This window comes from Paenibacillus sp. W2I17, assembly GCF_030815985.1.
Lineage (GTDB): Bacteria > Bacillota > Bacilli > Paenibacillales > Paenibacillaceae > Paenibacillus.
On record NZ_JAUSXM010000001.1, the window covers coordinates 835,972 to 859,054 of the forward strand.

Here is a 23,083-nt window from a genome sequence, read left to right on the forward strand (position 1 = left end):
CATACCTCCAAACATCATATTCTAATTACTGTTGGATTAACGGATTAGGAATATGGATCGGATAAAAGGGACGGCCGATTTTCGTGATCGGTGAACCCAGATCCAATTCTTGCTTCATTATCATGGATTCATTTTGTTGGACTAACTTGGTTCTTCTCTCCTGAAGAGAAGCAAAGGCCTCATCACCAAACTCTAAAGCCATAGAAGCCGAATGTTCCAGCCAGTGCACAGTTTGGGCAAAATCATCGTCATTGTATGCATAAATGGCTAGCTCTTGTGCGATAAAGGCGGCATGAAAAACGTCATCAATTCTTTTGGCAATCTCATAAGCTTGCGTGATATAAGCAATACCCTCTTTTTGTTGGCCGCTAGCTACTTGAAGTGCTCCCAAGCGGAAGTAATAGGTTTTGCTAAATGCTGCAGTCGTGCCGCGTGTTATAAATTGTTCGAATTTTTGCCAGGTTGTCAGCGCTTTTTCGCTCAAACCCATCTTTTCAAAAAGCACGCTCAAATTGGAAATGACATTAATTTTTAAATGAAGTGCATCTCCAGCCTGATGATTCATAATTCGTTTTAGGGCAGCTTGACTGTATTGTAACGCCTCACGGTAGTTCTTCTCCCGGAAAGCAGACAAAGCCCGAACATTATAAAGCCAACCTTTTTCAATATCTGCTTCTTTCCCTTCCAACATTACGGCTTCTTGCAGCCCTTTTTCAATCCAAGACTGAGCCTCATCTTCCTGATCTAGTCGCTTGCTAGAGAGCAGAGCCAGGTACATACAGGTTGAAGTTCGCTTTTGAGGACTCGTTGAAAGTGAAAATAGATGCTTATAACAAACTATTGCTTTGCTGTAGTTTCCGCAGAAGGCATATACTAGTCCTTTTTTCATCCATAAGGTTGCTAGTCGTTCCTTATCGAAAACCGTATGGATTCCTCCTTGAATCAATGTTAGAGCAGCCTCATAATTCCCGCCCATAACAAACCGTTGGATGATTTCCTCCATATCGTATGCGTGCATGGATTCCCTATTTTGAAACCACGATAATGCAGTTTTCTCATCAGAGGACAATGACCGGTTTTTGTTCACCGGCTTCTTTCTCTCTTCATTTTCTTCGGTCTTATGAAGGTTCTTCTTCCACATCTGTAGAAGTTCATCGCGCAAAAGTTTGCATTCTTCATCCCAGCTTGTTGGAACCTCGCCAACGTGTACCTGCAGATCTATATTTCCCTTCTGAGAAGAGAGATAACTGATAAATTGAAGGCTCACCCTGTCTGCCTCGGCTACGTTATAAAAAAGGATTTGAAGAGGTCTATGATAACTCACAAGCTGAATTAACTTGGATATGCCCCAAACTAGGCGAAAGATCTGTTCAGATTCTTTGGATAATCTTCTTTCGGAAGAACCTGCAGCCAGCGCTTCTAAGGGTTCTGTATGCTTATTTAAAGATGTCTCCGGGAACAAAAATTGTAACTCAGCTGAAAATTGTTGCTTTAACTCTGGATAATGTCTCTCAATAACATCTTGAAGCTGCCACCAGCATTCCTTTAACCCGTAAAATGAATGGAATAGTTTGTCTTCAAAGGAAATACCAAGCCTGATTTCATCATGTGTAACAAGGGCGGAAGGTTCCTTATGCATGGCCTTCCACCTCCTTTGTTCCAATTTTGTAAACGCCCATTCTGAGCTCACAAGAATGTCTTCCTTTGGTAGAGCTTAACCACAGATGATCAGGATCGGGAAGCATCTCTTCTATCATCACATTTGCATTTTCCATTACAATTTGTTGCATGAGTTCAAGGGAAAAATAATTTTTGAAATCAATCCAATAGGGTTTTCTAACCTCAGATCCTTTCATATAAATGATGTCCGGAAGCCCCTCACTTGTTCTCCATTCCTCTACCTTTTTCATCAACTCAACGCTATGCAAGCCTTTAAATGCTAGATGTAAGGGGGCTGCTTCAAAGCTCCAACGCTCCCTTTGATATACAACACCATCGATAACAATTCTAGGCGTATGTTTTCCTGTAGATATAGGAACATGGAGCAGCATCGGTTTACTAAACATGGCAAAAGGCAAATAAAATACTTGGTCAGCTAGGGGAACATAGAGCTCGATTTGTTCCAAAGTGCCTTTTCTCAGAAGCACAAGGTTTTCCTCATCATTCTTTGTTACAACCAATTCGGACAATTTGATGGATTCCTTACCCTGTGCAGGCTTCTCCGCAATTTCAACGACTTTGGATGGATAGTCATAAAAGGCTTTATTTCTTCTCATCACTTCGATTCCGGCCAGCGTAGTCCCATCAGCCAGATCGACCTTTCTTAATAGTTGGATCAGCTCCGTCTCAAGACTTTCTTTGTCTTGATAAAAATGAGTCATCCAGTTATTGATCAATAAATGATGATGCAGCTTGGCCAGAATGATTTCTACGTTGCCCGTTTGTAAATCTTCAATACTACTGGCCTGCAGGAACAAATCCGGTAAAGCATATAACGAACGATTGGAGTGTTGTATTGGCAACAGTTTGGAAGAAATCTCAACTTTCTTCAATTCTGATCCGTTCTCTTCAACCATTTCTTCTAGCTGTTGCGTAAACGAAAATGACGGCAGAGTTGGTATATCTGGATAGTGTTCTCTTAATTGCTCTATAAATTTGGAAAAAGGAATTTCTTGACGATGTACAGTTTGCATTTTTTCGAAAACATTTTTTCCAAGCAGTTGATAGTGGTTCCATACTTCTTCTCCATATGCTGCGCTGAGATTCAGAGCACCAGAGAGTTTGGATTCTAAATCTTGAATAAAGGGTTCTCCTAAAGTAAATTGTTTAATATGCCCGTGGGCGTCTTCATAATAAACAAACCGGTCTGCATACAAAGATGCTTTGCCGCGTCGGCTTGGCTTGCCAGTCAGCTGCTCAAATTTTTCTTCAAGTTTTATGACGAGTTCAATCTTTGACGTTATTTTTTGTTCGGCCAAGCGCTCCGTAATCTTAGATAGCTCCTCCAATTCACGGCACCATTTTTCTTTTACTTTATGATCTGGCAGTGATCGAATCTGTTCTAAAAAAACAGATAGTGGATGAACCAATGAGGATGGAATTACCCATTCCTTACGTAAAATACCTTTTGAAACCAGTTGATTGATCCAGTTTTCAATTTGTGCAGGTGAAATATCGATATGAGCCTCGATTACTTGCGCAAGACATGGTGAATACTGCTGAATGTAGTGCAGAATAGACATTAACCGTTCGGGTAGTTTGATTCGATTCTCTGATGAGGTTAAAATGTGTTCTTCCTCTAAAATGGTCCAAGCAGAGATGTGCAACGGGACATAGGGACTAAGTTCCTTCTCAGCCCCCGCGGCTTTCATGAGTTCCTTAACAGCCCAATAGGATATAAAGGACTCTCTATCTTGTAAATAGCTATTCTGATCCCATTCTCCAGTCCAGTAGCGAGGTTCTTCACGATTTACCTTTCCATAATTCAGTGGACCAAAAAAGCTAGCCGATTCATTTTTAGCGCAAAATCGCTGAAGATAAGTGAACAGTTTTTTTTCGATCCTTTTCACCTTGGAAGGTCTTTGGGAAGTTGAAAAGTGATGCATATATCGATCAATATGCGGATACATGTCCGGATTCGATATAAAAATAGCCTGCCGAAAGTCTTCCGTATCAAACATGTCTCTAAGTTTGGATCTTTTTTCAGCGAGTTCTTTTTCAAAGACCGCTTGTAATCGCTCTTCCTCTGAATCTTGGCTCAACAGAAATAAGGTTTGCTCCATCCTTAAATCAGCCAACCATTCAAAGGGGAAACCTGTGCTTCTCAGAACAAAATGTTCGAACCACTGCCAACCACCGGAATGACTATGCTCACGCAGAGAAGTATTTTTAGAATTATCTGTTAACAGATTCATTAGCTAACACACCCTCTAACTTTGTTGGTAATGGTTGATGGGAGTAAGTAAATCCCATTCTGAATTCACAGGTTTGCTTACCATGTTCACCTTCCCAAAATAGCTGTTCTGCTCCGGGTAAAAATTCGCTGATCTCAATACAAGACGAATTTTTCATCATACGAAACAACCAATCTAAAGCCCAGTAATTCCGGATATCTACAAATACTGGCTTTTCAGTATTCGACCATTTGACAAAGAACTGCGTTGGAAGGTGATAAGCAGCCTTGAACTTGTACCCTTCTTTTAGAAGCTCATATCCAGAGGGGATCGATGTGCTTTTATAGTCCTGTGTGTTTATCCTCCATTTTTTTCGCTGATATACCATTTCTCCAATATAAATTCGAGGTAACGGTGTATGTTCAAGCGCATCCAAAAGGTCTATCGAAATGATTCTGGGTAAAGAGAATGCCCCATGAGCTATGGTTCTGACATCCCCGGGATACAGGATGATTTCCTTCCCTCGATAATCCAGAGTTAAACGTTCTCCTTGTTTTACAACGTTCACTTCGCCTATAGGAATTACTTGCCTACTGCTTTTGATCGATTTTGAGGCCAACTCAATGGTCCAACCCGGTAACTCTGGAGTGATGTGTTTATGTCTTCGGTTCGATACAACGCTAGACATTTGATGTGACATCGGGAAAGCAGAGATAAAATCCTGCATCTCTTTTTTCAGTGCCTCATTCTCAGGATGATAGAAGCCAAATACCCCATCATAAATCGTGCTCCAGTCATCATGAATTTCCCCTAGTACAATCTGATAGGTATCCTCTTCCAAGTCCTTCATTGAACGGGCTGCGATCATGAGATCTGGGCTAGGAAAACTAAACGGTGCATGGGAATATACTTGATCTATCGTATCTTCATATTCTCGAATTAGCTGCGCCACTTGTTGCTCATCAAGAACATATCCCTCCGATGTCTCTGTGAGTAAAGAGCTTGCTTTTTCTTCAAATTTCTTCACTCTCGATGAAACAAAGGGGACTCCAGGATCATCCAATCTATGAATGATCTCGGTATAAGCTATAGAGCTTCTCTCTTCTTTTAATTCGTCAAAAATACCAAGGGCAGCTTCTTGATAATCTAACCAGCGTAAGGCGGCAGGGATCTTTAGAAATTCCAATACAAGCACACTTTGTTTAGATAGTCGCTCATAAAGCTTACCGCCTATTTGTAAATGGCTTACACTGCCAACGCAATCTTCGGTAAGAATTAGCCGATCACCATAGAGCGTGCCGGCTTTACGCCGAACCTCATCTGGATGCCAGGACTCAAACCACTGTTCTACTGCTTCAAAAACACGGGCTTTTTCAGGCCAATCAGAAGCTTCAAATTGATCTCTCAGTGTGACAGCTTCTTTCACAAACGAAATCCAACGATCCCGAGCATCAGGAGGCAATTCCTCTACGATTCCCTGTAAATCTTCTAATAATGGAACCCTTGTTGCACAAAGTTCAATTTCATGACGAATCACTTCAATTTTTTTAAGTTGTCCTAGCATATACTCTATGTTCTCCATCGGTACTTCTGTTAAACGAGACAACTCATCGGGCTTTGTTTGGCCGTCTATATGTTGTAACAAAGAGAGATAGACATCTGGAAGCGTCCTTGTTTTGTCCGTAAAATGATATTTCAATCTGTTATCTTCAATAGTTACTAACGGATTTTTCCTAGGGGCTATATGTCTCCGTACAGCCGGATCGCTACTGATTCTGGAAGTCATTGCACGAATGCACCACTGACTAAAGGAAACGGCTTTTCTTTGCAATTTTCTTCCTTCTGTATGTTTTATCTCAAGCGAATGGGTATTATTTCGATCAAAGCGTCCATAATTAATCGGACCAAAAAAGCTGGTGGTATCGTTTTTCGTACAAAACCGTTGCAAATATCCAAAGATTAAAGATTCATTTTTTCGAACCTCTTTATTTAGGGCAGGCCCTTCCTCGCCAGATTGTTGCCATAATTTCATATGCCGTTCTAATGCTTGAAATGCAGATGGGCTGCTAAAATATACGGCTTCTTGGAAATGGGGATCTGCTGCAACTTCCATGATTCCTGCTCTTATTTTGCCGAACTCGTTTTCAAATTTTCCCTTTGCCTCTAACAAAACCTCTGATTCTTTATGGAAAAAAGCGTTCCACATAAGAGGAATCTCTTGCCATTCCTTTGGATAATCTCTCGACAACCACCAACGTACCAATTCTTCTGGAATCGGGGTTCTCTTAAGGAAGTGCCTTCTAGCCTTTTTCACCTTGTTATACTGTTGCTCTTCTCCCACCTGGCTCCATTCCCAGCTCATCATCCGATCGTATATGGTTAGAAGATATGTTTTAGCCAACTCTTCTTTGCGCTGTTGAATATGTTCCCAATGCTCTAATGAAACCGCTGTAGCTTTAGAGTTCAGCTTCTCCACCATCTGAAATGGGAAACCTGTTGTACGAAGGATCATTCTATCCATCAACGTCCACTTCATCTCACGATTGGATAACAGCATGCTGAGGTTCCTCCTTAAGACTGTTCTGCTTTATTGGAGGGCGAACCATAATGCCCCTGAGTTCACAACAATAACTTCCCTTCTCATTTTGAAACCAATTCGACGTTCGGTTCGGTAGTAATTCACTAAAGGTTACACTTTCCTCTGGAACCAGATGTTTAAGTAGTAGATCAACTAAATAATAATTTTTAAAATGAATGTAGAACGGCTTTAGCTCGCCCTTCAGACGAACGAACACCTCATCAGGAAGCTGATACTTCTCCTTTAATATCCAAGCTTCGATAAACCGCTTATCCTCGTCCGCCGCCAAAACAGTATGCCACTCCTCGGTTGACATTGTCCAAGTTTCACGTTGCAGGACGATGTCACGAAACAGAATACGTGGTGTATGTGCAGGAAGCTTAAATTTGGGCACCACGACGTTCGGTTCGGAGAAAACTAGCGATACCAAATCATCTGGTTCTCCCATATGTGGAATGATTCGCTCATGATGTATATCCCGAATCACTAGCTCTTCGTTCTCTTCTAGCACGTATAGTTGACTAAACGACAATACGTTATCTTTGTCTTTCCCCGAATGACCCATGAGTGTAATACTTCGTTCAAATATTTCTAGAAAGAAGTTTTTTCCGGCTCTCTGCTTTAACACCACATTTACGATTTGCTTTCCGTTGGGTAAACTCTCAATCGCCTGTGTGGCTTCTTTAATCCATTTATCTCGATTAGGATGATAATACAGCAGATTGCTCATCCCTTGTGTACCCCAATGAACTTCACCGATAATCCACTGGAAATTCCCTTGATTAATCTCATCTATACTTTCGGCTTGAATCATGATATCTGGGGATGTGACACATACATATTGTTCTGCTTCTGGAAGCTCAATTACATGTTCCACCCATTCATCCTTTAATTCGATAACCTTACTTTGTTGCAGGTTTTCTTCGGTAATCCACTTTTGCAAGTGCTCAGAAGGAGATTCACCCTGTAGCTCTAATTGAAATTTTTGCTGCTGTAGAGCAAGTAAAAACACTAAAAAAGGAACGTGTGGTGATCCTGAATCGTTGATTAGTTGTTTGAACAGATGTTTAGCTTGAGATTGTGCCAGCTTCTTTTTCTTATTCGCTAGTGTCCAGCCCCAATCTAATAAAGGAGATAAACGATGTTGTAAATCGTCCTTCGCTCGGTGGGATAGAGTGAAACTGGTCACATCACCTGCACATTCTTCACAATACAAACTGCGGTCCGCGTAATTTTCCCCCGATGAGTGATACGGATCCAGGCCTGTTAATTTTTTGAAAAGTGCCCCTGCTTCTTGAACGATCCTAACTTTGTTCTCTGCGTTCCCGTTACTGTACTCCGATTGCCATCTCTGAAATTGTCCTAAATGTAACAGCCAGGTTTCTCTTAATGGACTCTCGGGTAACTTTTCGACGAACAGGATCAAGTCCTCAAGTAAATGATGCGTGGATGGTGTTAACCTGTACCCTCGAATGACCACACCTTTATGGATCAAAAGTTCCATTTGTTTTACTACAGAAGCTGAACAGTTACCTAAAAGTTCGTGCGCTGATTTCTGTCCATTACACTGCTGTAAAATGCTAATGATTTCCGGTTTGATTCCTATTTTTTTCCCGCTCTGAGGGTGCATAATCCCGGTATCGTCGAGATAAAAACTATCATGCAAAGATAGTGGGAAGTAATCGTTCCACAGTTCTTCACGATTGATCTGATGAGATAGAGACTGGACCACCCAGTACGCAAGAAATGTACGTCGCTGAGTTGGGATCTGGCCTGTTCTTGTAAAACACAGATTTTCTTTTTGGTCTTTGAACAGTCCATAATTCAGTGGGCCAAAAAAACTGGTCGTATCATTTTTGAACAAAAAGCGCTGTAAGTAACTAATGTAAGCTCGTTCTTCATATCGCCTTCTGGAAGGTTTCATTGTATTTGTGTCTTTTTGAAGATACCTGTGCAGCGAATTCCATACTTCAGGATTGGAGTGAGCGATGGCTTCTTGGATGTCAGGTTGACTTAAGAGGGATCGTAGCTGAATTGTTTTACTGTTTTTCTCTTCTTGCAGAATGTTTAAGGTGTTCTCTTCTTCCATTACAAGTTCTGCTCTTTGTCTTTCGTATTCTTTAAGCCATGTGTCCCCCGGAGGCAGATGTTGAGGCCACTCGAATGTTAATAAAGGAGCGTTTTTCAACATTCTTTTTTTCACTTTGTATAACTTTTTAAACACAGGATCTCCCTGAGGATAGATGTTATGTGCTGCAGTAACCCATTCATCAAATGTAGTGAGAAACCATTGTCTTTCTTTCTCTAATTTCTCTCTAAGCCGGGTTGTATGTTGAATTTTATTTATCGTCTCCGAAAATAAAAGCGTGTCCATCAGATGTTGAGGAAATCCAGTGCTACGTACAATATAATCGGATAAAAAGGACCACATCGTCGATCTCACCTCATTCCTACTGCTGCAAACCGCTCGAAGCAGAACGCCTTCAGCAGATGGGGAGTTTTGTTATTTTCCAGTTCTTGCGCAACTAAATGTCCCGTTAAACCACTGAGCAGGACTCCGTGTCGAGTGTGACCTGTCGCTAAATAAAATCCTTCCCATCCAGGAACAACACCGATGATCGGTTGTCCATCTGAGGTAGCAGGACGAAGGCCAGCCCATAATTCCTGTATTTCGCATTGTTTAAGTTCCGGTACATAGTCAAATAAGGGGAGCAATTGTTCAAGCCCTTTTGGCGTAATGGCTTTGTTGAATTTTTCTCTCTCGTTGGTTGCTCCTAACACAATGGTGCCATTTGGCTTTGAGAGTATATAGCCTTTAGAAGTGTTAATCATGACGTTCAGATCGACATCTCCCTGTTTTAAAACCATAATCTGTCCTTTCAAAGGATACACAGGAAGCTTTAATTTAGCCCATCTTGCGAGTAAACCAGACCAAGCTCCTGCAGCTAATACGGTAGTTTTAGCTCGGATCTGATCCCCGTGATTCGTTAATATTCCGTACAGACGTTGATTCTGTTGAATCAGTTGAACGGCTTCGGTCTGTTCTTTGATCGCTACACCTAACGTCCTCGCCATTTTTGCTAAGGCATGAGAAAATTGTACCGGGTCTAAATGGTACTCCCCTGGACTATGAACGGCCATTTGAATATGGGTAGACAGCAAAGGCTCAATCTCTCTAGCTTTTTCTGCACTCAATATAGTTGTCTTAGAATTAGCTGCGGATTGAATTTGAAAGGTCTCTTCGAGAACCACGGTCTCTTCTTGATTTATTGAAAGTCGCATTAAGTCCTGTTGAACAAGTCCACTACTGATCTGTGTTTTGCTGTGTAGTTCTGGAATCCAATGGAGAAGATATTGGAGTGCTTCTCTGGATAACTTGGAGTAAGGATGTTCCTCACTTGATCCTTCTGAGACCGTGGTTAATAAGCCAGCACGACCTCCTGATGCCTCCTGACCAAGTTTTCCTTTCTCTACGATGACTACTTTGGCTCCCTTTTGCGCTGCATGGATAGCAATAGACAGGCCAATGACCCCGCCTCCTATTACACATATATCAAAGCTCTCTCTCATAAGTTCCTCCTAACATAAACGTCATGCTGCTAGGTCAGATTCTCATATATGACACTGAAACGGAATTCAGAAGTATACTTACTTTCATGACGTTCAAACCATAGCTCATCCGCTGCGGGCAACATCTCCGATATAACTAAGATTTCGTTTTTCTTTAGGAGCTGGATCAGCAATTCCAAGGTGAAAAAGTTTTCAAAGTCAACGAAGATGGGTTTAGGTTCGTTATCTCCCCTTACATATACACACCGAGGCATAGAATACTGCTTTTTGAACGCAATGGCCCATTCGATAAGCAACCATTCGTTGATGTCTTTGTCACTAGCACTCGCTAAAATCTCTTTACTGTTTAGTTTCCAGCGTTCACGCTGAAAAACAACTCCGTTTATCTCGATTCGTGGCGTATGTTCACCCATTTGAATAGAAAACGATTTGACGCAAGGAAAACTAAATATCTGATTCAGAGGTTCAACATCCGTCTCTAAGTCCATGATCTTTTTATGCCCGGCCTCTAAAATGTAAAAACGCTGATCATATACTAGATCTAACTCAGAAACCACTCTTACTTCTCCACGGGATTTCATTGAGCGCCCTAAGTTTTCTACAGTTATGCCTCCGCTAAGTTCGGGTCTAAAGGTTTTCCCAGGTGCTCTTGGTCCGACATGTTCGAGCCAAAGGGACTGTAAGCCTTCACCTAAATGATGATAGATCTCCGTATTTAGGTGATTTCTTTCAGGATAAACGGAGTCTAACACACTCCATACCTGAATGCCGCTGTGAACCTCTCCTAATACCAGTTGATAATCCCCCTGATTTATTGCTTCAGCATGGGGCGCTGCGATCATTAAATCCGGACTGAATAAAGCCAACTCTGTTGTAGGATATTGAGAACAAAAAGATTCAATCTCTTCTTCTGTAAGACTAATTTTCCCTCTATCAAGCGAACAGGCTTGAAGTGTTGTGATCAGCTTATGATCAAATGCCTGAAGTGCTTTATTTACATACTCCAGTGCATCTTCTTTACATTTTTGCATGTGCAGAGCAAAGGATAAAAAATTAGGGTTCTTCTCAAATTTTTGATATTCCTCATAGGCAAACTGTGTGAATGCCTGGTGTTCAACAGCAGCACGGCAAGTCAATAATCGAAAAATTGGGGTTAATTGCTCTTTCCATTTGTCCTTTACTTCCTGGCCAATCAGACAAGTGGAGACATCTCCGTGTGCCTCTTCATATACGATCATTCTGTCGCTATAATGCTTTCCCTGATCTTTCCTAGAAGATAATCCAATATGTTTTTCGAAGGATGTTTCAAGAGACTTTAACAGCTTGCGGCGTTGTTCAAAGCTGCTGCTTTGATTCCATTCCTTTAAAAGGGTAGACCATTCATCAGCAATTTCTTGCCAGGTTGCCTTTGACGCACAGTCCTTTGGTAGCTGACTGGTCCACTCTTTTAGCTCGTGAAACGTTTCAAATACCGAAGTTGGAAAATCAACTTCCAGTACAAGTACGCGTTTTTCTTTTAATTTCAAAATTCGTGATAGACATTCGGTTATGGGTAAATTCAGAGCATGTGCGATTTCAATAACGTTCTTTAACCCATTACTTTCTTCAATAATTTGATGATATACATCCGGAAGCCGGATCAATTTGTTATTTGCTGCTTGTCTGAGCTGAGTATGTTCTCTTATAAGGAATGGGCTGAGTTTAGGTTTAAGATAAGGCTGTACATGTGAATCATGTGCAATTTTGTCGGCTAGGCTTTGTACTGCCCAGTAAGCAAGAAATAATTGACGCTTTATTTTACCGTTAATACGGATCTCCAGTTGGCCAGGCTGAAATGTAAACACGCCGTAGTTAGCAGGGCCATAGAAACTGGCTGTTTCATTCTTGGAAGTGAATCGCTGTAAATATTTCGCTGCCATCTTTTCCTTTTTTCGTTGCTTATGTGTGCGAGATGAATCCAACTCATTTGTTAGAAACAAGTTTAATCCATTCTCATATGCATTTGGAGATGAAAGGTAGGTCGCTTCTTGAAGATTTACATTTTCAATAAAGATTTGCTGCAAATGTCTCCTGTTTCTCATTAACTCGTCTTCAAATACCGTGTTTATTTGTTTGTATATTTCCTTTAATGTATTGATTCTTTCCTTTGCTTCTATGAGCTGATGATCGTCTATTCTGCTTAGTAATTCACGACTCCCCTCACCCTCTGGCCATGTATAAAGATCCAGTTGGCGATGCAGTCTCTTTCTTTGTCGATTCGTTAATTCAGGCATGCTACTTAGTGCGATTTTAAAATCCTCTAGTGCTTCTTTACACTTGACTTCATGCTTTTTCTTTTCATAAATCAACTCTGATGTTTTTAGAAAAGAAAGCTGTTGTAACCAGTGTAAGGGAAACCCTGCACTACGAAGAATAACATGCGGGAAGAAACGCCATTCGCCTTGGTCTAATTGTTTCCGTTGATTATCCGTTGTCATTTCTAACGTCATTGTTGCACCTCCTAATTACTGATGTTCTTCGCGATGCTCTCTGGTTGTTGGATGTTGTCTTGCGTGTATTTCAGCCTGATTCGAGCAAAGATCAACATTCCGATCGCCAGAAGTCCTACGATTAAACCGGAAGTTGCATAGACCATAGTAGGGGTAAAAGCCCCAAACAAATATCCAAATAACGCATAGGCCATGAATTCTCCAATCCAGATGGTTACCGTATGAAATCCAAAAACCTTACCTAAATGTTCATCTGCCACTCTTTGTTGTACTAAAGTAACTAAGGGTACATCAACGAAGGGTTGAGTTAAACCAACCATGAACAACAGAATGAGAGGAAGCCATATGGAATCACTAAATGGCATGAAAAGAAATGCGATTCCGCCGCCTAACCAAGCGAGCATCATTGTACGATATTTGTTTTTAATCGCAAGACGAGCCAGAATAATTCCTGCAACGAGGTATCCAAATCCATCAGCACTCGAAAGAACACCAAAACCTGACGAGTCTAATCCAATTTCGTTCGAAACCATCAGATTACCTAGGTGGGCAATCCCTCGACCGAAACATGTAAACGCAGCAAACGTGATAAAAATGGAGAAGATAAGTCGATCCTGAGAAACCAGTTTTAATCCGACACCTAGTTCTTTAAAGAGATTTTTGTTTTTATGCTCGACCTTCACTTGCTTAATCTGCACAGGCATAAGTAAAAAAACGGAAATAACAAATAGGATCGCGTTCATAATCATAATTTGACCGGTACTAAGTAAGGTTAATGAGAATCCAGCAAATAACGGTCCAATCAGCCAAAAGCCCATTCTTACACTGTTGGTGATAGAGTTGGCTTTCATTAATTGCTCTTTATGAACGATACCTGGCATGGCTGCTCTGTAAGCGGTCATTGCAAATAAACGCAAGAAACCCAATATGAACGAAGCCAGCATAAAAATGATTTCATTTAAGAGACTAGAAAAGGCTAAGAGTCCCATCACAACCATGAGGACTGCTCTTATTGCATTACAAAACATCACAATTTTCTTGCGGTTAAACCGATCCGTTGCGACTCCAGCAACCATTCCAAAAATAATTTGTGGGATCGTCGTAAGAATCAAGGTTAAAGCCAGGAGTGTAGTTGAATTGGACTCTTTCCAAATGGTCCATGTAATTAGAATTGTTGAGAAACTTTCCGCTATTGGCGAAACAATTTGGGCGGATACCCAAAAATTAAAACTTCTATTTTTACGTAAAGGTATGATTTCTGACAAATGAGGTTCCTCCCTTAAAACCAAAAATGATGAAAAGGATAAAAAAATCTTGAATTCGGTTTCGGGATGATTTGGTAAACTTCAATCTCCCCTCTTTCGATTTGTTCTAATTGTTCTTTTCTAATCCTCAATTCAGAAGGAGATAAACTCTCATCTCGTCTGATTGGTGATTCCGATGGCTCTTCTGATACACCAATCATTTGGTGGACTGCATATAAAGCTGTAGATACACTTATCAACTCAGGCAGGAGATGAATTTTTTTGCATAGATCTGTGCTTCTTTGTAGCCATAATGCTGCTCGATCCATCTCCTTTGACTGAAGTAATATATATGCTGTACTTCTGGCAATCCATTCTTGCATATAAGGGTCAGATATTCGGTTACAAGCTTCGTACGCTTTGTCTAACCAACTTAGCGCTATTTGAAGTTCACCTTTTTTTCCAGCTAGAAATCCAATACGGAACCAATGTGCAACTAAAAAACTGTCGTCCTGGCCTGCGTTTTTCTGGATAAATATCTGCTGTGTCTGTATTGCTGCATCTATTTTTCCAATGGCTTCATAAAGGTAGCTTGAGTTCTGAGCATATGCAGATGAAAGCAGAACCGTATCCTCCTTCCCTAGTTGCTTAATGTATACCTTAACTTGTTGTAAGGATTTCGCTGCCTGGGGCAGTTGTTGAAGCCTGTAATAAGTTAAAGCTTTTACATTATGTAACCAAGCCATCTCTCTGACCGCCGATTCATCATTTATTCCACTCAGAAACGTCATCCCTTGATCTACAACGTGAATTGCTTCTTCAGGACGTTTAATATGATTCGCTAATAACAATGCATAGTAGATCGATGCTCTTGCACGAATACTGCTGGAGTATTTATTAGTTTGAATGATTTTTTGCAGTGTTGATTCTGCTGCAGAGAGCTGTCTCTCGAATAGGTACGCACGCATAACAAGAAATAAAAGCTCTGCCTCTTCTTCATCCTTGCATACCTTAGTAAGCAATTGGTTTGCGTGTGCCAATACTGAGTAGCCGTCACACCAAACAACTGCTTTTTCTAAAGGTGTTTTTAATAGTTGGAAACGTTCATTGCTTAATCTGGTCTTGTCCGTTTGATTTAAGTGGTCTACACCTAATGATTTATAAAAATCCCGTACACGAATATGAATGAGTTGATTTGCATCTAGATCTTTAGATGAGATGTGTTCTTGGTAGAAGTAATACGTATCTATAGCAATCGGAAGTTTTTTCGTCCGATAAATAAGTCGTTGCAAAAATATCAAACTTACCTTATCCAAGTAAGAGACATTTACTGGTAGAATCCAGGGGACTTGTATTTCGGTTGTCTGCTCGCGAATCTCCAGTAAACAGCTCACCGTATCATTAGCTATACGAAGTATTTTCTCCATATTGGTTGAAAATTGCCGATCCATTGGGTGAGCTGGAAGGGGAGTTAACCAGCCTGTCTCATCCTCTTTAAGAGCCTGATGCAAAGCTTTGTAGGCATTTTGAATGGTAATTCTTTTTGCAATATAAGGATCAATTAAAACATCCCACACCTTATAAAGCAGCTTGGCCGGCAGATATGTGTCCTCTTTTAGCTCGATCAAGATGGACTTTCTTTCGTGTAAAGGAGGCAGCTCTTGATGCTCCCGGCCCGTAATACTCGGAGAAGCGGAAAACCACTGATGCTCTGCCCCCTGGTCTATCCAATTCAAAAGGTCGAGTTTATCGGATTTCATTACCTTCATGATCTCACCTCTTTAATAGATTACAGATACGTTTTCTACATACAAAGATGGAGATATAAATCCTCTACCTGATGTATTGCTGTATCCATCCGTTGCAGGATCAATTGAACGTAACATCTGAAATAAAGGCGCTTCAATTTGGACTTGGGTTAATCTCTCTACCAAGGTGTTATTATGAATTCTCCAACCTTCCGCTCCAAAAACGAGCTTGCCACCTCGAATATGTCCGCCGTAGCTGCGATTCAATAAGAAACTGGAAGGGTTTCTATTTATCAATTCTTCTGTTGAATGTGAGCCTTCCTCTACCTTCAGGTTCGTATATTGAATTTTAGGCATAGTCTGATAATCTTTACGAAACGCTCGGCCATTAGCCATCTGCTTATGCCTGGTTGAAGAAGAAAGTGAATGCAAGGCTTCGTTAAATACACCATTTTTAAGTAATGCAATGTCTTTACACAGGGCTCCTTCATCATCAAAACTTGAGCTTCTCAGCAGCTTAGGGAGGTGAGCGCAATCCGTTAATGTGAGTGCTGGACTTGCAATTCGTTTCCCTTGTTTCTGCCAAAGTACGGGTACATTCGTATCCATATAGTCAGAAATAAAAAGGTTTCCGAGAGCTTTAAGCAGCTCTTCTGTTCCCTGCTCCGTTAATATGATGGATGAATGATTTACACTTCTTTTTGGGCGCTCTGCTTGAGTTTGCAGTTGACTATTTAACTCTCCACATAGTGACTGCCAATCTAAATCTGTCATGGAGCGAAAAGAGAATGTCGTACTGGCTCTATTGGATTTCCCTTGAACCAAAACAGAAACGGTATGTTGAGTCTCTCTTTTCTCGTGTTCTCTTCCCTCCGTATCTTGGTAAAAGGCCGTTTTCTCTTCCGTTTCGAAAAATAGGGTTGGGCTCACGATAAGATCAGCGATAGAAAATATCATTTCTTTTCCTTCACGCAGGATATGATCTACGGTATGGGTTGAGACGGGTTGGTAAATTTCCAAATGGGGTTGATATATATTCTTTGGATCTGACCGGTGTGGTACAACCCCTGAGACTCCTGTATCACAGCTCCACTGACTCCAATTTTGACTTTTCACATTAGTATAATTGGATAAAGGACGAATACATGAATAGAATTGATCATCGTTCCACCTCCGTAACGATGCTCCGCATCCTTTTCTCTCCGAATAAAGGGATTCCATTTCGGTCATGATCCATGATTTCTGACATAATTCTGTTCCATAATAATCCGCATATCTTCTCATGAGTCTATGGCCTGCACTTCCCAATCAAGTACTCTTACTGTTGGTGATCCAGCCGAGACGGGTAAAGGAGATTGCCCTAGTTTTCCGCATCCACCTCTTACTTCCGCATGAATCTGAAAATCATTCCCTACCCTATCAATAGAACGAAGCAGCTTGCGCCCGTCCCCCTTTAATATGGAGGGCGTTATTGGCGTTGTTAATTTACCGTTTTCTATGAGATAACCTTCGGTAACATGAATCTTAAATTCCCCAGTGATCATATTTACGTCTCCATTAAAAGCATTTTTTATATAAATACCTGATTTCGTTTCTAAAATGATTTCTTCTGGTTCATCTTCCCCGGGCAATACGAACGTATTAGACATTCTTACCAGGGGAGGATGGGCATAATTTATGACACGTCCATGTCCGTTGCTCTGTACTTTACTGTGCAGGTGACTTAAATAATTTGAAATTCTGCCCTCTTCCACTAATGTGGTGCACTTGGCGGTGATTCCTTCGTCATCTATGTTATAGCTCCCGGGCAAACCCAAACTTGTTGGATCATCTACAATGGTAAGTTTGTCGGAGCCAATTCTTTCACCTTTACTGTTATGAAATGCAGCGCCTGTTAGAGCAGCTATATCTGCTTCGAGTCCATGACCCACAACTTCATGAAAGATGCCAGGAGCTGCTAAAGGGCCTAAGACTAACGAGTATGCTCCTGAGTGAAATGGTTTTGCATTAAGCTTGTCCAACGCTGATTCTGCAGCGTACAGAACTAACTTTTCAAGTTCCACCTGGTTTACATATTTTGGGGAAATCCAGCTCTTCGTCACACTCGACTTCGTTGTTTTCTTATTTTGTCTCGCAAGTACTTCCAACTCCAACATGAAACAAGGCCTGATATCTTCTCGAAGTCCGACTTCTGTCGCAAAAAACCATACATGTTGCTTTACAGATTTCCAGTAAGCTCTTGTTGATATGACCTCTGGTGAAAAATGAAGAGCTAAATGATTCATGTGATGATTCCACTTGTCTATTTCGTCCGTTAAATCATCCTCAAAAGCTTTCTCCTGCTTGGGCTCCCAATGTTTAAACAACGGTAATGGATCTCCTGTTACAAGATGTTTGGAAGCAGAATAAAGTGAATCCGGATTCAAGTCCGAGATCGCGATGACTTGTCGATGAGCCCCATGATTCAATCGAACAGCACTGCCCATCTCGGTCAGGCTCTTAATTTCGCTTTTTTCAAGATTGTCAAATACGCGAAGCTCCGTTTTCTTGTATTCAGCAAATAGGTGAATATTCTGCATGATATCCCCCTTTTTGTTCATTCTTTACTTCATTTTTTGCGTATCAGAATCGGCTGTAAAAGCCGATCCCTATACGCAAAAATTGGTGTGACTAAAGGGCTAGAGGGGCAATCTTATCCTCGATCTCTTCCAATTCAAAATCGATATCATCTAGGTCTTCTAATTCCAGATCCAATTCTTCCAATTCAACTGTGTCAGCCATCTTTATCACCTCCTTACCAAGGTATAATAAAGACTATCGTTAACGCTAAATGGAGTTTTCTTTTCTATATACAAAAGTACGCAGCTCACAACAGTAGTGCCCCTTTTCATCTTTAATGAATAAATCCTTTGGAGAAGGATCCATTCTCGTAAACATAAAAGAGGTTGCTTTTTTGACTTCGTTAAAAAACATATCCGCACAAAAAGGATTATCAAAATCAAACCACATGGGCTTCTGTTCATGTGAGAAATGAAGAAAACCCTCGGTTGGTAAATGAAATCTTTTTTGGATCGTCTGCAGCCGTTCAAACTGTTGAAACCAATCCGATATGTTCTGCTCCCCGACCCAATCTGAAGGTTCAAACCTCCAATGCTCACGCATTATGGTGACCCTCCCTACTTTAAGGGATGGGTGTCTACCTTTTGATGTTGATTTAGGTGGATCAAACATGGGTGAACAGAACAGCGCAAACGGAAAAAAAGTTTCTTCTTTAAATCCAAGAGCAGGAGCATAAAAATGTAAGCAATGATGAGTGTTTTTGATAAAAAGGGCTACTTCATTATTTTTAATTCGTACTTCAAGTTGGTCTAAAGACAAAATGTTATCTTTGCTGGATGCAGAAACACCGGTTAATTCTACGGAAAGACCCGGATATTCCTGTGGTGTGCTTTTCATTGTGCGTTTAAATATCCAATTTGCCCACGATTTTTCACTATTCTCTACATGTAGGGCTTCATGTACGGTTTGTCGTAGTTTTCCTTTTTCCTTATTAAAAAATTGCATCCACCCATCGCCCGTAAAACCATGATGAAGTTCTCCTATAACAATGGATGTGACCTCGATCCCCGCGTCACTTTCACTGCCAGCGATCATAAGGTCAGGAGATAGAAGCCATCTAAATGAATTCAGTTCTGCTTGCCATTCCTGCAACACACTTTGAGGCACCTGAATGTAGGAAGTACCCTGATCTTCGACCAACCAAGTCTCTAGAAATTCCGCCATGGACTGATCTTTTAAGGTTGGAGGGTTTCTTAGCCAATACGATATCCATTTCTTTGCTGGTATAGATGAACGGCCATGACTAACTTTTTCAAATTGTTGCATGGCTGTCCTTTGGAATACCTTCCACCGTTCTAATCGAAGTTTTGCTTGGATTAGTATGGCTTGGTCTAATTCCTGCCAAAGATCCTTCGGGATAACGACGGGCATAAACTGCTGATCATAACACTCCTCGTAAACTAAGGTTTTATCCGCAAAATATTGGGTGTTTTTACCTTGATAACGCTCTCCCGTAATTCGAGTATAAATTTCTTCTATGTTAGCTATGGTTTTACTCTTTTCAGTAGGAGATGAACTATCGACATACTTATCGAGATAGTGCTCGATCTCTGACAAAGTAATGAGCCATTTATGGGAATGGGAAACCCCTAATTGAAGTAGACGTTGCAATTCATCTAAGCCATCTACGGAGGAGGAAGGAAGCCTCCATTCCGCTGCTTTTTCTCCCAAGTCTTCCTTTATTGCAGTTAATATTTTTTGCAGCGCTTGATGCGAGATGAATGCTTTTTTCTGTATGATCTTTCTTTCTTTTAGGGGTGATCCTTGATCTAAAATGCCATAACTAATGGGACCGAATTCACCCATCGTATCGTTTTTTGTAGTAACACGTTGAAGATAGGCGAAGAGGGTTCTCCCCATCTGTCTTTTTTGACTAAAGCTCGCCTGATCTTTTTGCTTATAGGTTTGATAAAAGTTCCAAAATGCCGAGTTAATCGTATAAAGCATTCGGTCATAAAGATCAGACTGATACAGTTCAAACAGCTTTTGTTGTAATAACTCGAGTTCTTCCTCAAATGTTTTGCGACTTAACATTTCATATTGAGCGATCTGTTGATGTTTAAGAGAATAATTATGGATATGCTCTTCCATGTGCCAGTCTAGCAGTATAGATTTATCATTGTCTGTTAAGGGATTCTTATGTTCTATTCTTCGGATGATCTTACGTTGATGGGAGAGGACAACATTCTGTTTTGGAATCGATCGGATCTCTTGAATCCAATGATCGCACCAATTTTCATAATCTTTACGTGCCTTTTTCCATTGTTTAAAATGTTCCTTGGTTGTTGCTACTCTTAGCTGAAGAATGTCTTCTATAGGGAGAGAGGTACTACGTAATACATATGGCTTTAGCCATTCCCAGGTAGATGTATTAACCCACACGGATTCTCTCCGGTTTTTCATAATAAAGATTAGTCAGATCAAACGGTCGATTCAATTTGGTTTCTGGTTTTTGGATTGACCATCTTACGTAACTCTCCCATGTCTCATCTTTCTTTTGATCCCATCTTAAAAGGATTTCGCTTGCTTTCTCCGCAGCGCTTCCTTTGGATTGGATTTTTAAGCTGTTCAAAATTTCCTGCTTCCCCTCATCCCCATTTCCTTGCTTTTCTAGACATATCGCTAGCGCCGTTGCGACCCGAGGAAGGTCTTCATCCTGTATAAGAAGTAACTTGGAATCAAGACTTCTTCTGTACCACTGCGTCGCTTTATCATAAAGCCGCTGCTCAAAATATATGGCTCCCAGACTCCTGGCAATGATGTCCATATGAAAAGCATCGTTCATGTCTTTTGCAATGCGATAACTATCTTTTAATGATTGGATTGCTTCAGCGTATCGCTGGAGTTTAAAGAGCAACCCTGCTTTCCTGTATAAATAATGCTTCGTAAAAACCGGGCTTGAATGAGTAACAAACTTTTCGAATTTTGACCAATGTTTGAGTGCTGTGTCCACTTTCTTCATATATTCAAACAAAACAGATATATTGGATATTAAGTTTATTTTTATATGGATGGCATCTTCCTTTCGATTACCTTCCTTTATGTGTTCAAGTCCTTGTTTGCATTCTTTAAATGCTTGAGCTAAATCGCCCGTTTCCACGTAGGTAAGTGCCCTTAGGTTATGTAACCAAGTTCGCTCAACTTCTACTTCGGAACCGGTCGTATCCGCTATGTTTTGGAGTGCTTGATCAATAATTCCCCTTCCTACTAATGGGGTGTTTAACCTTTTTGTACACAGTAATGCGATATACAAGTGTAATTCGGATTTTTTTAATTTATCTTCTGTGAAAGTAAGCGCATGCTTAAAAAGGTTAAGTGCTTTATCGTATTCAACCATAAACGCATAACACAACCCCATATATATCCATAGTTCAACTGTGGTTTGTTTTTTCAGATCATGGATATACCGGGATACTTTATTGACAAGAAAGAGCGCATGTTCATAATTTTGTGTGAAGACACTGGTCTCCAGGGCTTCAAGTAATATCTCGTCTAGTTGTTCTGTATCCCCACTCTCCATGCAGTCTAGAAGTCTTGTTGTTTTTTGAGTTTCATTGTTCGTAAGCTCCAGCTTTAGTGAGTTGCCATATGAGAATTTACTTTCATACCCATCTTTCCAATCGGTTATCTCATGTACAGTAGGCGTGATTTGGTTGTAGAGACTTTCAAGTAGTCGATTCCTGTTTTCGGCCAGATTCACGTGCATACGAATATCACTGTCTGCTGCCATTGGGAAACGGGAATCAAGATCACTAGCTTCGGATACGGTTGCAACGATGACAATGGGCAGATCATCAATACATTTTGACAACCGAGCGAAACATCGAAGAGAATGCTCGTCCATTCTGTCGATCTGATCGAACAGAAATATGGTGTTTGTATGCTCCAGATATTTGGTATAGTCTAATAAAACTTTAACAATGGTCTGTGTAACTCTGAACATTTGTTCAGATTCTTTATGCAATCTGCGACGTGATGGAGGAAGTGCAATGTCTTCAAGCTTTTGAGCATTCACAAAAGGAGGCTCGGAACTAAACGCTGGAAAGAGATACAGGATCTCTGGCGCATGATTTTTTAGAAGATTGTCTTCCCCTTTGTGAAGTAGAAAAGAGATAATAGTATAGATTAAAGGAGCAATGGAACTAAAACCTCGAGTCTCCGATGTACCTCCAATGGTGATCAGATTCGTCCTGTGAGCTAATCGCGTATGCATTTTCTCAGCCAAAGCAGCTTTGTGGAGCATATTTCCGTTGTAAATCCAGATCTTATCTTCTATTTTTAAGGGGAGCTGTCCCCTCTTTAATTCCAGGATTTTCAGTACATTTAACTCTATTTTTTCATATTCTGACTTTATCTTGCTTTCAAAAAGAAAAGGATTCCCTACTTCGTTTGAACGCATATATAACACCATCCTTTTTAAATAATTCTGACGTGTTATGTTGTCGATGTGTCCAGCAAATATGATGTGAAATGAAAGAGAGTGCATTTTGAGTGTGGTTAATATAAAAGTGTGTCTTGAGATTTGCACAATGAAAATGTGGAGCTACTCTTTAAACCTTGAGTAGAATAAGAAGAGTGTCATGTAATTTTACGTTGTGACCTTTTCCAAAGTACAATACGAAAACTAATCTGACTTTTTTTGCGAAGGATAAAATAAGTTAGCTAATTGCTAAGTAGAACGATGACAAAATCATCCAATAAACTTCCGAATTTAACTACAACAATTCTTTGAAATGTGTAATTTTTCTATTATTATACATAATAACACAGAATTTTCATGTGTCAAATTTCGGATAATGGACAAATATTCGCCAACTTTTGTCTTTTATTGCGTTGTTTTCTTCATAAGACATATGAAAACGTTCCTGCTATAGTGTCACTTAACAATAATATGTTTTGCGCTGTCATTCCAACAGGTCTGATCCTATTTAAGGGCTGGCTC

13 protein-coding genes are annotated in these 23,083 nt (G+C 40.5%); all 13 read right to left on the bottom strand.

Annotated features, from left to right (window positions below; all coding sequences use genetic code 11):
* Window positions 1–25: 25 nt before the first annotated feature.
* The 13 genes from QF041_RS03780 to QF041_RS03840 all read right to left on the bottom strand — a co-directional run bounded on the left by QF041_RS03780 (window position 26) and on the right by QF041_RS03840 (window position 22,540).
* Window positions 26–1,639: a tetratricopeptide repeat protein gene (locus tag QF041_RS03780; RefSeq protein WP_307412083.1), complete on the bottom strand. Its 1,614-nt coding sequence runs from the start codon at window positions 1,637–1,639 to the stop codon at window positions 26–28.
* Complete coding sequence (locus tag QF041_RS03785; protein ID WP_307412086.1) at window positions 1,632–3,914, bottom strand: lantibiotic dehydratase; 2,283 nt, start codon at window positions 3,912–3,914, stop codon at window positions 1,632–1,634. The genes QF041_RS03780 and QF041_RS03785 overlap by 8 nt, the downstream gene beginning before the upstream one ends.
* The gene (locus QF041_RS03790) at window positions 3,895–6,450 is read right to left on the bottom strand and encodes a lantibiotic dehydratase (RefSeq protein ID WP_307412089.1); all 2,556 of its coding nucleotides are present in this window, start codon (window positions 6,448–6,450) and stop codon (window positions 3,895–3,897) included. The genes QF041_RS03785 and QF041_RS03790 overlap by 20 nt, the downstream gene beginning before the upstream one ends.
* Complete coding sequence (locus tag QF041_RS03795) at window positions 6,431–8,902, bottom strand: lantibiotic dehydratase (protein ID WP_307412092.1); 2,472 nt, start codon at window positions 8,900–8,902, stop codon at window positions 6,431–6,433. The genes QF041_RS03790 and QF041_RS03795 overlap by 20 nt, the downstream gene beginning before the upstream one ends.
* Before the next feature lie 8 nt (window positions 8,903–8,910).
* Window positions 8,911–10,041 carry a glycine oxidase ThiO gene (gene thiO, locus QF041_RS03800; RefSeq protein ID WP_307412095.1) on the bottom strand — a complete coding sequence of 377 codons (1,131 nt, stop codon included), beginning with the start codon at window positions 10,039–10,041 and terminating at the stop codon, window positions 8,911–8,913.
* Between the two features lie 29 nt (window positions 10,042–10,070).
* Window positions 10,071–12,530: a lantibiotic dehydratase gene (locus QF041_RS03805; RefSeq protein ID WP_307412098.1), complete on the bottom strand. Its 2,460-nt coding sequence runs from the start codon at window positions 12,528–12,530 to the stop codon at window positions 10,071–10,073.
* Between the two features lie 11 nt (window positions 12,531–12,541).
* On the bottom strand, window positions 12,542–13,795 hold the full coding sequence (locus tag QF041_RS03810; RefSeq protein ID WP_307412101.1) for an MFS transporter: 1,254 nt from the start codon (window positions 13,793–13,795) through the stop codon (window positions 12,542–12,544).
* A 14-nt stretch (window positions 13,796–13,809) separates the two neighbouring features.
* Window positions 13,810–15,543, bottom strand: coding sequence for a tetratricopeptide repeat protein (locus tag QF041_RS03815; protein WP_307412103.1), 1,734 nt, complete (start codon window positions 15,541–15,543; stop codon window positions 13,810–13,812).
* 12 nt (window positions 15,544–15,555) lie between these two features.
* Entirely contained in the window at window positions 15,556–16,806 is a 1,251-nt protein-coding gene (locus QF041_RS03820) for a TldD/PmbA family protein (RefSeq protein WP_307412106.1), read from the bottom strand.
* Window positions 16,803–18,101 (bottom strand): TldD/PmbA family protein, encoded by a 1,299-nt coding sequence (locus QF041_RS03825; protein ID WP_307412108.1) that lies wholly within the window; start codon window positions 18,099–18,101, stop codon window positions 16,803–16,805. Before QF041_RS03825 ends, QF041_RS03820 begins: the two co-directional genes overlap by 4 nt.
* 91 nt (window positions 18,102–18,192) lie before the next feature.
* Window positions 18,193–18,303 (bottom strand): ammosamide/lymphostin RiPP family protein, encoded by a 111-nt coding sequence (locus QF041_RS03830; protein ID WP_148089725.1) that lies wholly within the window; start codon window positions 18,301–18,303, stop codon window positions 18,193–18,195.
* Between the two features lie 45 nt (window positions 18,304–18,348).
* The gene (locus tag QF041_RS03835) at window positions 18,349–20,523 is read right to left on the bottom strand and encodes a hypothetical protein (protein WP_307412112.1); all 2,175 of its coding nucleotides are present in this window, start codon (window positions 20,521–20,523) and stop codon (window positions 18,349–18,351) included.
* Window positions 20,513–22,540, bottom strand: coding sequence for a tetratricopeptide repeat protein (locus QF041_RS03840; protein WP_307412115.1), 2,028 nt, complete (start codon window positions 22,538–22,540; stop codon window positions 20,513–20,515). Before QF041_RS03840 ends, QF041_RS03835 begins: the two co-directional genes overlap by 11 nt.
* Between the last annotated feature and the right edge of the window lie 543 nt (window positions 22,541–23,083).

Bases quoted from the DNA above. Each gene is read 5' to 3' on its own strand.
- QF041_RS03780 (WP_307412083.1), bottom strand. From the start codon at position 1,639: ATGCATAAGGAACCTTCCGCCCTTGTTACACATGATGAAATCAGGCTT.
- QF041_RS03785 (WP_307412086.1), bottom strand. From the start codon at position 3,914: ATGAATCTGTTAACAGATAATTCTAAAAATACTTCTCTGCGTGAGCAT.
- QF041_RS03790 (WP_307412089.1), bottom strand. From the start codon at position 6,450: ATGCTGTTATCCAATCGTGAGATGAAGTGGACGTTGATGGATAGAATG.
- QF041_RS03795 (WP_307412092.1), bottom strand. From the start codon at position 8,902: ATGTGGTCCTTTTTATCCGATTATATTGTACGTAGCACTGGATTTCCT.
- thiO (WP_307412095.1), bottom strand. From the start codon at position 10,041: ATGAGAGAGAGCTTTGATATATGTGTAATAGGAGGCGGGGTCATTGGC.
- QF041_RS03805 (WP_307412098.1), bottom strand. From the start codon at position 12,530: ATGACGTTAGAAATGACAACGGATAATCAACGGAAACAATTAGACCAA.
- QF041_RS03815 (WP_307412103.1), bottom strand. From the start codon at position 15,543: ATGAAGGTAATGAAATCCGATAAACTCGACCTTTTGAATTGGATAGAC.
- QF041_RS03820 (WP_307412106.1), bottom strand. From the start codon at position 16,806: ATGAGAAGATATGCGGATTATTATGGAACAGAATTATGTCAGAAATCA.
- QF041_RS03825 (WP_307412108.1), bottom strand. From the start codon at position 18,101: ATGCAGAATATTCACCTATTTGCTGAATACAAGAAAACGGAGCTTCGC.
- QF041_RS03830 (WP_148089725.1), bottom strand. From the start codon at position 18,303: ATGGCTGACACAGTTGAATTGGAAGAATTGGATCTGGAATTAGAAGAC.
- QF041_RS03840 (WP_307412115.1), bottom strand. From the start codon at position 22,540: ATGCGTTCAAACGAAGTAGGGAATCCTTTTCTTTTTGAAAGCAAGATA.